The sequence below is a fragment of the Nocardioides guangzhouensis genome (assembly GCF_004519545.1).
Taxonomy (GTDB): domain Bacteria; phylum Actinomycetota; class Actinomycetes; order Propionibacteriales; family Nocardioidaceae; genus Nocardioides; species Nocardioides guangzhouensis.
This window is the reverse complement of the sequence record NZ_SDKM01000012.1, coordinates 1-13,341: the sequence shown is the minus strand read 5'-3', so window position 1 is coordinate 13,341 and position 13,341 is coordinate 1. Positions and strand designations below refer to the sequence as shown.

Sequence of the window (13,341 nt, the reverse complement as noted above, 5' to 3'; positions counted from 1 at the left end):
TCGTGCCATGCGGATCGCGCTGGTCACCGAGTCCTTCTACCCCGCCGTCGACGGCACCACGACCACCGTCAGGCAGGTGGCCGACCGGTTGGTCGACCTCGGCCACGAGCTGCTCCTCGTGGCGCCCGCCCCGGGCCTCGCGACGTACCGCGGCGCCCGGGTGGTCCGGGTCGCCGGACCCGAGTCCGGTCTCCGGCCCGGCCAGCAGGTCCGCGCTGCGCTGGCCGGCTTCCGTCCCGACCTCGTCCACGTCACCTCTCCCGGTCGCGTGGGCCGCAAGGCCCTCAAGCACGCCGCCCGGCTCGGGTTCCCGACGCTCCTGGTGGAGCAGTCGCACGTCCCGTACGGCGCGGTGGAGCCGTGGCTGCGCAAGGCCCGGTCGCGCGCCGACCACGCCGTCGTCACCTCGCGCTGGATGAGCGCCGAGCTGGCCGCGGCCGGCATCGAGCAGCCGCCGGTGTGGTCCCCCGGTGTCGACCTCGCGGGGTTCAGCCCGCAGCTGCGCGACGAGCGGCTGCACGCCCGCTGGTCCCGCGAGCGCTCGCCCGGTGGCGCGCGCGTCGTCGTGGGCCACGTCGGCAGCCTGCGCACCGGCCACGGCGTCCGGCTGCTCGCCGAGGTCGACCGGGTCCCCGGCACCCGGCTGGTCGTCATCGGCGACGGCCCGCAGCGGCGCTGGCTGGCCGACCGGATGCCCGGTGCCACGTTCCCCGGCGTGCTCGCCGGCGCCGACCTGGCCACCGCCGTCGCCTCCCTCGACGTCCTCGTCCACCCGGGCGAGCACGAGACCTGCTGCCACGTGCTGCGCGAGGCCGCCGCGAGCGGCGTGCCGGTCGTCGCGCCGGCCGCCGGCGGTACCCTGGACGCCGTCCGCCACCAGCGGACCGGCCTTCTCCACGACCCGTCGGAGTCACGGGGGCTCCGCCGGGCCGTGGCCACCCTCGTCGGGAGCCCGGAGCTGCGGTCCCGGTTCGGCCGTGAGGCCCGTGCGCTCGCCGAGCGACGCAGCTGGCGGGACGCCGTGGACGAGCTGCTCGAGGTCCACTACCCGACCACGCTGGAGCGCGCGGCGGTCACCGTCGCCGCCTGAGCGAGCCGCCCGGCCGGGACTGCCCGGGCGGGCTCACCCGGCTCGTTGCGCGGGCAACGTCACACTCCCCCGGGGAGCCCGGAGGGGTCGGCTGGCGCTACCGTGACCCTCGTGGCAACCCCGACTCTGGTACACGGCAGCCGCTCCACGCGGACGACCATCGCACTCAAGATCCTGATGGCCGTCAGCGGCATCATCTTCATCGCCTTCGTGCTGCTGCACATGTACGGCAACCTCAAGGCCTTCGCAGGTCACGACGCCTACAACGAGTACGCCGAGCACCTGCGGACCATCGGCGAGCCGATGCTGCCGTACTCCGGCCTGCTGTGGATCCTGCGGGTGGTGCTCCTGGGGTCGCTGGTCGTGCACGTGTACGCCGCCGCGACGCTGTGGGTGCGGGCGAAGCAGGCGCGCACCACGAAGTACGTCATGAAGAAGCACACCGGGGCGATCTTCGCGAGCCGCCTCATGCGCTGGGGCGGGGTCACCATCCTCGTCTTCCTCGTCTGGCACCTGCTGAACTTCACCATCGGCAAGGTCAACGTCCAGGGCGGCGCGACCAACGACCCGTACAACCTCCTGGTCGACTCGTTCGAGGTCTGGTGGCTGACCCTCATCTACCTGGTCGCGATGGCGATGCTCGGTGCGCACCTGCACCACGGCACCTGGAGCGCCCTGCAGACGCTGGGCCTCACCGGCACGGAGCGCTCGCGGACCCTCGCGAAGCGGTTCGCGTTCACGCTCGCGGTGATCATCGCCGGCGGCTTCTCGCTCGTGCCGATCTTCGTCCTCGTCGGCGTCATCGACTAAGTAAGGACCCTTCATGACCGACATGCCGGACACCACCCTGACGTCCGACCCCTCCCACGAGTCCCCCATCGGGGACCACTCCGACGACGCCGCCGGCTACTACACGCTCGGCTCGCCGCTGGCGGACACGAAGGCCCCGGGCGGCCCGATCGACGAGCGCTGGGACACCCGCAAGTTCGAGGCCCGCCTGGTCAACCCGGCGAACCGCCGCAAGCTGTCGGTGATCATCGTGGGCACCGGCCTGGCCGGCGCCTCGGCCGCGGCCACCCTCGGCGAGGCCGGCTACCAGGTGAAGTCCTTCTGCTACCAGGACTCCCCGCGGCGGGCCCACTCGATCGCCGCCCAGGGCGGCATCAACGCGGCCAAGAACTACAAGGAGGACGGCGACTCCGTCCACCGGCTCTTCTACGACACCGTCAAGGGCGGCGACTACCGGTCCCGCGAGTCGAACGTCTACCGCCTGGCCGAGGTCAGCACGAACATCATCGACCAGTGCGTCGCGCAGGGCGTCCCCTTCGCCCGCGAGTACGGCGGCCTGCTCGACAACCGCTCGTTCGGCGGCGTCCAGGTCTCCCGCACCTTCTACGCCCGCGGCCAGACCGGCCAGCAGCTGCTGATCGGCGCCTACCAGGCGATGGAGCGCCAGGTCGCGGCCGGCACCGTCACCCAGTTCACCCGGCACGAGATGCTCGAGCTGATCGTGGTCGACGGCAAGGCCCGCGGCATCGTGGCCCGCGACATGGTCACCGGCGACATCGAGACCCACCTCGCCGACGTCGTGGTGCTCGCCAGCGGCGGCTACGGCAACGTCTTCTACCTCTCCACGAACGCGATGGGCTGCAACGTGACCGCGTCGTGGCGGGCGCACCGCAAGGGCGCCTACATGGCGAACCCCTGCTACACGCAGATCCACCCGACCTGCATCCCGGTGTCCGGCTCGCACCAGTCGAAGCTGACCCTGATGTCGGAGTCGCTGCGCAACGACGGCCGGATCTGGGTGCCGAAGAACAAGGCCGACTGCACCAAGGACCCGCGGGAGATCCCCGAGGAGGACCGCGACTACTACCTGGAGCGGATCTACCCCTCGTTCGGCAACCTGGTGCCCCGCGACATCGCCTCGCGCGCCGCGAAGTACCAGTGCGACGACGGGCGCGGCGTGGGGCCGGAGGTGGACGGCGTACGACGCGGCGTCTACCTCGACTTCGCCGACGCCATCAAGCGGCTCGGTCGCGAGGCGGTCGAGGAGAAGTACGGCAACCTCTTCGACATGTACGCCCGGATCACGGGCGAGGACCCGTACGCCGTGCCCATGCGGATCTACCCCGCCGTGCACTACGTGATGGGCGGCGTGTGGGTCGACTACGACCTCCAGTCCACGATCCCCGGCCTGTTCGTGACCGGTGAGGCCAACTTCTCCGACCACGGCGCGAACCGCCTCGGCGCCTCCGCGCTGATGCAGGGCCTCGCCGACGGCTACTTCGTGCTCCCGCACACGATCCGCGACTACCTCGCGGACGGTCCGTTCGAGAAGGTGCCCGAGGACCACCCGGCGGTGGTCGAGGCCCGCGACGCGGTGACGAAGCGGATCGAGCACTTCATGACCGTCAACGGCACCCGCAGCGTCGACTCCTACCACCGGGAGCTCGGCAACATCATGTGGGAGTACTGCGGCATGGAGCGCACCGAGGACGGCCTCCGGAAGGCGATCGACCTGATCCGCTCCCTCCGCGACGACTTCTACCGCAACGTCAAGGTGCTCGGCACCGCCGACAGCCTCAACCAGTCGCTGGAGAAGGCGGGCCGGGTGGCCGACTTCTTCGAGCTCGGCGAGCTGATGTGCATCGACGCGCTCAACCGGCGCGAGTCGTGCGGCGGCCACTTCCGTGCCGAGTCCCAGACCGAGGACGGCGAGGCGCTGCGCCACGACGACCACTTCGCGTACGTCGCGGCCTGGGAGTTCGCGGGCGACGGCGAGCCGCCGGTCCTGCACAAGGAAGACCTGACCTACACCGCCATCGAGATGAAGCAGCGGAGCTACAAGTGAGACTCACCCTCAAGATCTGGCGCCAGGCCGACCAGCAGTCGCAGGGCGCCATGCACACCTATGAGGTCGACGGGATCTCCGAGGACATGTCGTTCCTCGAGATGCTCGACGTGCTCAACGAGGAGCTCAACGCCAAGGGCGAGGAGCCGATCGCGTTCGACTCCGACTGCCGCGAGGGCATCTGCGGCATGTGCGGCCTCATGGTCAACGGCGAGGCGCACGGCCCGGAGGTCACCACGACCTGCCAGCTGCACATGCGCTCCTTCACCGACGGCGAGACGATCACCATCGAGCCGTGGCGCTCCTCGGCGTTCCCGGTGCTCAAGGACCTGTGCGTCGACCGCAGCGCCTTCGACCGGATCATCCAGCAGGGCGGCTACATCTCGGTGAACACCGGCTCCGCGCCCGAGGCACACTCGATCCAGGTGCCCAAGGAGGCCGCGGACCGGGCCTTCGACGTGGCCACCTGCATCGGCTGCGGCGCCTGCGTGGCAGCCTGCCCCAACGGCTCCGCGTCGCTGTTCATGGGCGCCAAGATCACCCACCTCGGCGAGCTCCCGCAGGGCCAGGCCGAGCGGGACATCCGCGTGGTCAACATGGTGGGCCAGCACGACGCCGAGGGCTTCGGCGGCTGCACCAACATCGGCGAGTGCACGGCGGCCTGCCCGAAGGGGATCCCGCTCGACGTCATCTCGCAGATGAACAAGGACCTCCGCACCGCGATGCGGCACGGCCTCTGAGCGCTGCTCGTCCGCACGACCCGTCGTCCTCCGGGGCGGCGGGTCGTCGCGGTTTCCCGGTCCGACTCAGTCGGCGACGGGCTGCCGGTCGCCGGCACCGCGGCCGGCCCCGCGGAGCACCTTGAGGCCCAGCGCACCGAGCACGACGGCGATCACGGTGTTCACGACGATCAGCACGGTGTGGGCCACCCAGTAGCCGGTGGCGCGCTCCTCACCGGCCTGGTGCGCCTCCACCAGGTTCTTCGCGAAGTTCGCGTAGGTCACCACGTTCCACACCGCGATCGCCAGGAACAGCACCGCGTGCTTGCGCTCGAACTTCATCTCAGTCCTTCCGGTTCACGACCCGGCGCACCAGCGCCATCAGGGCAAGCATGCTCGCACCGCCCGCGGCGAACGCCACCCGGGTCCGGCTCCCGTCCCCCGAGGACTCCTCCAGGGACGGGTCGAGGCGCACGGACGGTCCCTCGACGACGTGTGCCAGCTCGGCCTCCCGGTCGCGGACGGCACGCGCCGCCGGGTGCGTGCGCGCCCACGAGGCGGCGTACAGGATGACTTGCGAGGTGTAGTTGATCCACACCAGCAGCACCAGCACGATCCCAAACGCCTGGACCGCGGGCGAGGACTTGGTGGCCGCCAGCAGCAGCGACGAGAGCCGCTTGAGCACCTCGAACCCGAGCGCGCCGACCAGGGCGCCGGACCACAGCGAGCGGGAGGGGAGGGCGGGGTCGGCGAGCAGCCGGAACAGCGCCCACATCAGCAGCATGTTGGCGGCGATCCCGATCAGGACGGTGAGCGCCTTGAGCAGCAGCGACAGGTCGGTGCCGAGGCCCATCCAGTCCAGGAGATCGGCGGAGTACGTCGAGACGAAGCCGCTGATCGCCACCGTCACCAGCAGCACGGTGCCGACCAGCACCATCGACAGCAGGTCGCGCAGCTTGCCGGGGACGAACCCGAGCTGCTTGCGCTCCGGGGTCTCGAACATGAGCACCAGCGCCTGACGCATGGCCGAGATCCAGCCGAGGCCGGCGTACAGCACACCGAGGAGGCCGAGCAGGCCGACGGTGGCGTAGGACGTCTTGATGGTCTGCAACGAGATCTGCCCGTCGCCGTTGCCGATGAGGCCGGGCAGCACGTTGTTGACCGCGGTGACCAGGTCCGCCTCGGCATCCGGGTAGAGCCGCGCGATCCAGCCGACCGCGAAGAACGCGAGCGCGAGGATCGGGAACACCGACAGCATCGCGAAGTAGGTGACCGCACCCGCCTGCAGGCTGCCCTTCAGCTCGCTGTAGTGCTCGACCGTACGGACCGCGTGGTCGACCATCGGCCGTCGCCCGCGGACTCGCTCGACCCGAGCAGTGAGCCGTTCCTTGAAGGAGGGCACGAGGTCAGGTCACCGCCGGGACCGGCTGGAGGGCGAAGGACCGGTCCGGCTGCCAACCCACCTCGTCGTCGTGGACGTAGAGGTGGAAGTCGCGCACCTCGAAGGTGCACTCGAACGCTGCGAGCTCCTCGAAGGCCTGGTCGAGCCGCTCGTCGTCGAGGTGGTGGGCGATGGTGACGTGCGGGTGGTAGGGGAAGGCGAGCTCCACGGCGAGCGGACCCCGGCGTACGGCGGCCGCGAGCTGCTCGCACTGGGAGATCCCCTCGACCACGCACACGAACACGACCGGCGAGACCGGGCGGAAGGTGCCGGTGCCGCGCAGGTGGATCGTGAACGACTCGCGGGTCTCGGCGGCCGCGGCGAGGTGGGCGTCGACCTGCTCGCGGTCCTCCACCTCCGTGGGCGGGATCAGCGTGATGTGGGTGGGGATCTTCTCCGCCGTGACGTCGCCGATCGAGGCGCGGTAGTGCTGGAGCTGGCTCGCCCACGGCTCCGGGATCGCGATCGCTACACCAATCGTCGGCACGGTTCGACCCTAACGGGTGCGTGGTGCAACGAAGCCGACCCGTTCGTAGACGTCCGCAAGCGTGCGGTCGGCCACGGCGCGGGCCTGCTCGGTGCCGTCGGCGAGGATGTCGGCGAGCGCCTGCTCGTCCTCGAGCAGGGCCAGGGTGCGGTCGCGGAACGGGGTCACGAAGTCCACCACGACCTCGGCCAGGTCCTTCTTGAATTCCCCGTAGCCGCGACCGTCGTACTCAGCGACGATGTCGTCGATGCTCCGCCCGGTCAGGGAGGAGTGGATCGTCAGCAGGTTGGAGATGCCCGGCTTCCCCTCCGCGTCGTAGCGCACGACCGTGTCGGAGTCGGTCACCGCGGACCGGATCTTCTTCGCGCTCACGGTCGGCTCGTCCAGCATCTCGACGATGCCGCCGGGCGACGACGCGGACTTCGACATCTTCGAGGTCGGGTCCTGCAGGTCGAGGATCTTGGCGGTGGCCTTGAGGATGTAGGGCTCGGGCAGCCGGAAGGTCTTCTTGTAGCGGCGGTTGAACCGCTGCGCGAGGTCGCGGGTCAGCTCGAGGTGCTGGCGCTGGTCCTCGCCCACCGGCACGAAGTGCGGCCGGTAGAGCAGGATGTCGGCGGCCTGGAGGATCGGGTAGGTGAACAGGCCGACGCTGGACGCGCCCTCGCCGCCCTTGGCCGACTTGTCCTTGAACTGGGTCATCCGGCGCGCCTCGCCGAAGCCGGTGAGGCACTGCAGCACCCAGCCGAGCTGGGCGTGGGCCGGCACCTGGCTCTGGATGAAGATCGCCGAGCGCCGCGGGTCCACCCCCATCGCGATCAGCTGTGCGGCGGCGCGCAGGCACCGGGAACGGAGCAGTCTGGGGTCCTGCTCGACCGTGATCGCGTGCTGGTCGGCGATGAAGAAGAACGGCTGGTAGTCCTCCTGGAGGTCCACCCACTGTCGGAGCGCGCCGAGATAGTTGCCGAAGTGGAACGAGTCGGCGGTCGGCTGGATCCCCGAGAGGACTCGGGGCCGGGCCTGCCCGGACGCCGCGGCCGACACGGCGACCTCGGGTGCCGTGGTCGTGGTGGACATGGGCGGCATTCTGTCAGGCGGAGGAAACTGGTCGGGAACCGGTGCGAGGAGGTGGTCAGGTGTCCGAGGACCAGCAGCCCGGACCGCCCGTGCCCACCCGGCGGAGCATCGGCGTGGTGCTGGCGGTGGCCGCCGTCGCCGCCGCCCTCCTCTTCCTCACCCGGCCCGAGGGCACCGGCTCCACGCCCGGGGGCGGGGGCTCGCCCACACCGACGCCGAGCGCCGCCCCGAGCGACTACATCCGCACGGACGCCCGGCGGATCATCCTGTCCGGCCGGTCCCGGGTGCTGCTCGCGAGCCAGGCGTACGACGGGACCCGGTTCGCGGTGTGGGTGGCGGGCAACGGCGAGGACCAGGTGCTGGCGATCTCCCGCACCGACGGCTCGTCGTACGTCGCCCGGCTGCGCGACCCGCTCTACAGCCTCACCCCGGTCCCCAGCGGGGGCCTGGTGGCGGTCCGCGAGATGCGGTTCTGCTGCTCGCTGCTCGGCGACGACAGCCGCCTCGACCCGCTGGAGGTGTCGGACGAACGGATCGAGCCGGCCCAGGACGACATCGCCGTGGACCTCGGCAACGGCCCGCGGATCTACCGTCCGTCGGACGCCACGATCTACCGCATCCCGCAGCTCCCCCGCGGCACGATCGCCCGCTCCGGCTTCGTCACCGCCGACGGCTCCCTCGTGGTCTCGACGCTCACCGACCTCGGCGAGCCCGGCCAGGCCTCCGGCACCGGGATCCGGCAGGACGGCCGGTGGTCGCTGTCGACCGAGGGGCGGGGCGACCGCGCCCTCCCCGGCCCGGTCGCCGGGCAGGGGGACACGGTGGTCGTGGCCCGGACCCGGGACGCCGCCGACGGCGGCATCCCCGTCGACGGCCTGCGGATGACCCTCGACGGCGGCAGCTCCTGGCGGGAGGTGCCGCTCGGACTGCTGGCCGGCCACGAGCTCACCTCGGTCGCCGTGGTCGGCGACGGCGCGCTGCTCACCGACGGGGACGGCCGGGTCTACCGGCTCGAGCGCGAGGGCGGGCCGCGCCTGCTGGACGAGGCTCCGCAGGTCACCGCCCTCCAGTCCGTCGGCGAGTACGTCGTCGGGCAGGACCCGAACCTGCGCGGCCCGATGCGCTGGACCACCGACGGCGGCAGAACGTGGGAGCAGGCGCCGCCGCCCGGTCTGCCGCGCGGCCAGTGACCCGTGAGGTCCGCAGCACGAGCGGGTGCTCGACCGGGACACGGTCGACCAGTGCGCGGTCGCGCTGGCCGGGCAACGGGCCCGGCGCCACGAGAAATGGCTCACCTATGCGATGACCGGGCCGCGCTTCGGCGGGGCGAACGTGCTCGAGGTGGACGCGACGTACGGCGGCCGGGCGCACACCGTGCGCTGCACCGTGGCCGCTGTACTGGTCGCACGCGGCGACCTGGCCACCGCCGACCTGTTGCTGCCCTACCTGGTCGAGGTGCTGGGGCTGTGGGGCCGCACGCACGTCGCCGACTGCGCCAGCTCGGGACCCGGCCGCTGATCGGGCTCGTCGTGGGCCTGACGCTGGTCCTGGTCGGCCTGGCCCGTGCGGTGCTCGGCGAAGTCACCTGGGACCGGAGCACGGTGCTGGGCTGGCGGTCACCGGCACCTCGATCGCGGTCGGGCTCGCCCTGCACCTGCGGCGCTCGGAACGCGGTGTGACCGCGGGGGTCTGGCTGTGGCGGCTGGTGCTGCTCGCCACCGGCGCCTGGGTCGGCCTCGGGACCGCCGACAACTACGCGGACCTCCAGGCGCACGGGTGGCAGCCGGCGCACCTCGGCGGCGCGTGGGCGTCGCCGTTCGGGCAGCTCCTGGTGGAGGTGGGGCTGGCGCTCGACGTACCGGCATCGGTGATCCCCACCCTGTTCGTGGTCTGGTCCGGACCGTGAACGAGGTGCTCTACGAGGCGTACGACATCCTGCGCGACAGCGACCAGGAGACCATCAGCACCGCCAGCCCGCCCAGCGAGAGGGCGACGCCGACCAGCGCCGGCGAGCGGTAGCCCCAGCCGGCCGCGATCACGAGGCCGCCCAGCCAGGCGCCGAGCGCGTTCGCGACGTTGAGGGAGGCGTGGTTCATGGCCGCGCCGAGGGTCTGTGCGTCCCCGGCGACCACCATCAGGCGGAGCTGGAGGTTCACCACCAGGACCGACCCGGTGACGGTGATCAGGAAGACCAGCGGCAGCGCCCACCAGCCGTACGGCGAGACCGCCGCGAACAGCAGCAGCACGACGGCCATGCCGATCGAGCCGCTGAACAGCGAGCCGAACACCGACCAGTCGGCCAGCTCGCCGGCCAGCCAGGTGCCGAAGACCATCCCGAGCCCGAACGCCAGGAGGAAGACCGGCACCGCGGACTGGCTCAGCCCGCCGACCTCCTCGAGGGTCGGGGCGATGTAGGTGTAGACCGCGAACATGCCGCCGAAGCCGATCGCGCCGATCAGCAGGGTCAGCCAGACCTGGGATCGATGGAAGGCGGCCAGCTCGCGCCGGCCGGTCGCGTTCGGGTTGCCCGGGCAGGCGGGCACGAACGCCCGGACCATCGCGACCGTGACCAGGCCCAGCCCGGCGACGGTCCAGAACGCGGAGCGCCAGCCGAGGTGCTGGCCCATCCAGGTGGCGGCGGGGACGCCGACCACGTTGGCCACCGACAGCCCGAGCATCACCATCGCGACCGCGCGGCCGCGGCGCTCGGGGGCGGCCATGCTCGCCGCGACCAGCGACGCGACGCCGAAGTAGGCACCGTGCGGCAGGCCGGAGAAGAACCGGGCCAGCATGAGGGAGTCGTAGCTGGTGGCCAGCGCGCTGAACGCGTTGCCCACGGCGAACGCCGCCATCAGCGCCACCAGCAGGCCGCGGCGCGGGAGCCGGGCTCCGAAGAAGGCCAGCACGGGGGCGCCGACGACGACCCCCACGGCGTACGCCGAGATGACGTGGCCGGCGATCGGGATGCTGACGTCGACCCCGTCGGCGATCTGGGGCAGCAGCCCCATGGTCACGAACTCGGTCGTCCCGATCGCGAAGCCGCCCATCGCGAGCGCCAGCACGGCCAGCCCGAAGTGCGCCGCGCGGGTCGAGGGCGCGCTCCTCTGGGGACTGGTGGTGGCGGCGGACACGATGGCCTCAACCTACGGCCGCTCGCGAGGATTCCCCGCATCCCCGTGATCCCGGTCTCCACAGTCCCGGCACTCGCCTCCCGCCGACCCGGCACATCCTGTGCCGGGTCACCACCCGAAATGCACGGTGACCCGGCACATCCTGTGCCGGGTCACCGTGGAGGAGTCAGCTGTTCAGCGTCGCCAGGGCGTCGTTGAACGTGGCGGAGGGGCGCATGACCGCGGAGGCCTTGGCCGCGTCGGGGCGGAAGTAGCCGCCGAGGTCGACCGGCTTGCCCTGGACCGCGATCAGCTCGTCAACGATGGTCTTCTCGTCGGCGGCGAGCTTCTCGGCCAGGTCCGCGAACGCCGCGGCGAGCTCTGTGTCGTCGGTCTGCCTGGCCAGCTCCTGCGCCCAGTAGAGCGCGAGGTAGAAGTGGCTGCCGCGGTTGTCGATGCCACCGAGCTTGCGGGAGGGCGACTTGTCCTCCTCGAGGAACGTGCCGGTGGCCCGGTCCAGGGTGTCCGCGAGGACCTGGGCGCGCGCGTTGTCGGCGTACCCGGCGAGGTGCTCGAAGCTGGCGGCCAGCGCGAAGAACTCGCCGAGGCTGTCCCAACGGAGGTAGTCCTCCTTGACCAGCTGCTGGACGTGCTTCGGGGCCGAGCCGCCGGCGCCGGTCTCGAACAGGCCGCCGCCGTTCATCAGCGGGACGACCGAGAGCATCTTGGCGCTGGTCCCGAGCTCGAGGATCGGGAACAGGTCCGTGTTGTAGTCACGCAGCACGTTGCCGGTCACCGAGATGGTGTCCTCGCCCTTGCGGATCCGCTCGAGGGAGTACGTCGTGGCGTCGGCCGGCGCCAGGACCTCGATGGTCAGGCCGTCGGTGTCGTGCTCGGGGAGGTACTCGTTGACCTTGGCGATCAGGTTGGCGTCGTGCGCCCGGGTCTCGTCGAGCCAGAACACCGCCGGCGTGCCGGTGGCACGGGCCCGGGTGACGGCCAGCTTCACCCAGTCGCGGATCGAGGCGTCCTTGGTCTGGCAGGCGCGCCAGATGTCGCCGGGCTCGACCTGGTGCTCGATCAGCACCTCGCCGTTGCCCGCGACCACGCGGACGGTGCCGGCGGCGGGCACCTCGAAGGTCTTGTCGTGGGAGCCGTACTCCTCGGCCGCCTTCGCCATCAGGCCGACGTTGGGCACCGAGCCCATGGTGGCCGGGTCGAACGCGCCGTGCGCGCGGCAGTCGTCGATGACGGCCTGGTAGATGCCGGCGTACGACGAGTCGGGGATCACCGCGAGGGTGTCGTGCTCCTCGCCGTCCGGGCCCCACATGTGGCCGCCGATGCGGATCATCGCGGGCATCGAGGCGTCGATGATGACGTCGCTCGGGACGTGCAGGTTGGTGATGCCGCGGTCGGAGTCCACCATCGCGAGGTCCGGCCCGTCGGCCAGGCCCTGCTGCACGGCGGCCTTGATCGCGTCGCCCTCGGGCAGGTTCCCGACCGAGGACAGGAGGGCGCCGAGGCCGTCGTTGGGCGAGATGCCCGCGGCGGCCAGCTGCTCGCCGTACTGCTCGAACAGGGTCGGGAAGAACGCCTGCACCACGTGGCCGAAGATGATCGGGTCGGAGACCTTCATCATCGTGGCCTTGAGGTGGGCGGAGAACAGCACGTCCTCGGCCTTCGCCCGGGCGACCTGCTCGGTGAGGAAGCGGCGCAGCGCGGCGACGTTCATGAAGGTGCCGTCGACGACCTCGCCCGCGAGCACCTTCACCTCCTCCTTGAGCACCGTGGTGGTGCCGTCGGCGGCGACGTGCTCGATGCGCAGGGTGTCGTCGGCGGGCACGACGACGGACTTCTCGTTGGAGCGGAAGTCGTCCTTGCCCATGGTCGCGACGTTGGTCTTCGAGTCCCCGGACCAGGCACCCATGCGGTGCGGATGGGCCTTGGCGTAGTTCTTCACCGAGGCGGGCGCGCGGCGGTCGGAGTTGCCCTCGCGCAGGACCGGGTTGACCGCGGAGCCCTTGACCTTGTCGTACGCCGCGCGGGTCGCCTTCTCCTCGTCCGTCTGCGGGTTCTCGGGGTAGTCGGGGAGGTCGTAGCCCTGCTCCTGCAGCTCCTTGACCGCGGCCTTGAGCTGCGGGATGGAGGCGGAGATGTTGGGCAGCTTGATGATGTTGGCCTCGGGCTTCGTGGCCAGCTCGCCGAGCTCCGCGAGCGCGTCGTCGACGCGCTGCTCGTCGGTCAGCCGGTCGGGGAACTGGGCCAGGATCCGGCCGGCGAGGGAGATGTCGCGGGTCTCGACGTCGACGCCGGCGGTCGCGGCGTAGGCCTCGATGATCGGGAGGAACGAGTACGTCGCCAGCAGGGGCGCCTCGTCGGTGTGGGTGTAGATGATCTTGGCCATCGGTCGGCGACTCCTGGATCGTCTCGGGGGACGGAGATTTCTTGACGTCAAGATACCTGACGCTCCGGCATGTCTCACCCTCGCACCCACCCGTGGTCGGGTCCAGAGTGACCGACGCCCCCCGAAGACCACCGAGTCGGCACATCTTGTGCCGGGTCACCA

13 protein-coding genes are annotated in these 13,341 nt (G+C 71.2%); 7 read left to right on the top strand and 6 right to left on the bottom strand.

Features of this window, described 5'->3' with window-relative positions; translation table 11 throughout:
* The first annotated feature begins 7 nt into the window (after positions 1-7).
* The 4 genes from EKO23_RS09590 to EKO23_RS09575 all read left to right on the top strand — a co-directional run bounded on the left by EKO23_RS09590 (position 8) and on the right by EKO23_RS09575 (position 4,684).
* Positions 8-1,090 carry a glycosyltransferase gene (locus EKO23_RS09590; RefSeq protein WP_134716623.1) on the top strand — a complete coding sequence of 361 codons (1,083 nt, stop codon included), beginning with the start codon at positions 8-10 and terminating at the stop codon, positions 1,088-1,090.
* 111 nt (positions 1,091-1,201) lie between these two features.
* Complete coding sequence (locus tag EKO23_RS09585; protein WP_134716621.1) at positions 1,202-1,900, top strand: succinate dehydrogenase cytochrome b subunit; 699 nt, start codon at positions 1,202-1,204, stop codon at positions 1,898-1,900.
* Positions 1,901-1,922: 22 nt separating this feature from the next.
* The gene (locus EKO23_RS09580) at positions 1,923-3,944 is read left to right on the top strand and encodes a fumarate reductase/succinate dehydrogenase flavoprotein subunit (protein WP_134716851.1); all 2,022 of its coding nucleotides are present in this window, start codon (positions 1,923-1,925) and stop codon (positions 3,942-3,944) included.
* On the top strand, positions 3,941-4,684 hold the full coding sequence (locus tag EKO23_RS09575) for a succinate dehydrogenase/fumarate reductase iron-sulfur subunit (protein WP_134716619.1): 744 nt from the start codon (positions 3,941-3,943) through the stop codon (positions 4,682-4,684). The genes EKO23_RS09580 and EKO23_RS09575 overlap by 4 nt, the downstream gene beginning before the upstream one ends.
* Positions 4,685-4,750: 66 nt before the next feature.
* Here the strand turns inward: EKO23_RS09575 and EKO23_RS09570 are convergent, their stop codons facing one another.
* The 4 genes from EKO23_RS09570 to trpS are packed head-to-tail and all read right to left on the bottom strand — an operon-like array spanning position 4,751 to position 7,665.
* The gene (locus tag EKO23_RS09570; protein WP_134716617.1) at positions 4,751-5,005 is read right to left on the bottom strand and encodes an SCO4848 family membrane protein; all 255 of its coding nucleotides are present in this window, start codon (positions 5,003-5,005) and stop codon (positions 4,751-4,753) included.
* A gap of 1 nt (position 5,006) precedes the next feature.
* Positions 5,007-6,065, bottom strand: coding sequence for a YihY/virulence factor BrkB family protein (locus tag EKO23_RS09565; protein ID WP_246051000.1), 1,059 nt, complete (start codon positions 6,063-6,065; stop codon positions 5,007-5,009).
* Between the two features lie 4 nt (positions 6,066-6,069).
* The gene (locus EKO23_RS09560; protein WP_134716615.1) at positions 6,070-6,591 is read right to left on the bottom strand and encodes a 2'-5' RNA ligase family protein; all 522 of its coding nucleotides are present in this window, start codon (positions 6,589-6,591) and stop codon (positions 6,070-6,072) included.
* 9 nt (positions 6,592-6,600) lie between these two features.
* Positions 6,601-7,665, bottom strand: coding sequence for a tryptophan--tRNA ligase (gene trpS, locus EKO23_RS09555; RefSeq protein ID WP_134716613.1), 1,065 nt, complete (start codon positions 7,663-7,665; stop codon positions 6,601-6,603).
* Between the two features lie 59 nt (positions 7,666-7,724).
* On the opposite strand from trpS, the gene EKO23_RS09550 reads away from it, so the two are divergent.
* The 3 genes from EKO23_RS09550 to EKO23_RS09540 all read left to right on the top strand — a co-directional run bounded on the left by EKO23_RS09550 (position 7,725) and on the right by EKO23_RS09540 (position 9,571).
* The gene (locus EKO23_RS09550) at positions 7,725-8,855 is read left to right on the top strand and encodes a beta propeller repeat protein (RefSeq protein WP_134716611.1); all 1,131 of its coding nucleotides are present in this window, start codon (positions 7,725-7,727) and stop codon (positions 8,853-8,855) included.
* A gap of 25 nt (positions 8,856-8,880) precedes the next feature.
* Positions 8,881-9,183, top strand: a complete 303-nt coding sequence (locus tag EKO23_RS09545) for a hypothetical protein (protein ID WP_134716609.1) — start codon at positions 8,881-8,883, stop codon at positions 9,181-9,183.
* Between the two features lie 157 nt (positions 9,184-9,340).
* The gene (locus EKO23_RS09540) at positions 9,341-9,571 is read left to right on the top strand and encodes a hypothetical protein (protein WP_134716607.1); all 231 of its coding nucleotides are present in this window, start codon (positions 9,341-9,343) and stop codon (positions 9,569-9,571) included.
* Positions 9,572-9,581: 10 nt separating this feature from the next.
* On the opposite strand, the gene EKO23_RS09535 is transcribed toward EKO23_RS09540, so the two are convergent.
* Together EKO23_RS09535 and EKO23_RS09530 are read right to left on the bottom strand one after the other, a co-directional pair.
* Positions 9,582-10,796 (bottom strand): MFS transporter, encoded by a 1,215-nt coding sequence (locus EKO23_RS09535; protein ID WP_246050999.1) that lies wholly within the window; start codon positions 10,794-10,796, stop codon positions 9,582-9,584.
* A 166-nt stretch (positions 10,797-10,962) separates the two neighbouring features.
* Positions 10,963-13,179 carry an NADP-dependent isocitrate dehydrogenase gene (locus tag EKO23_RS09530; RefSeq protein WP_134716605.1) on the bottom strand — a complete coding sequence of 739 codons (2,217 nt, stop codon included), beginning with the start codon at positions 13,177-13,179 and terminating at the stop codon, positions 10,963-10,965.
* Positions 13,180-13,341: the final 162 nt, after the last annotated feature.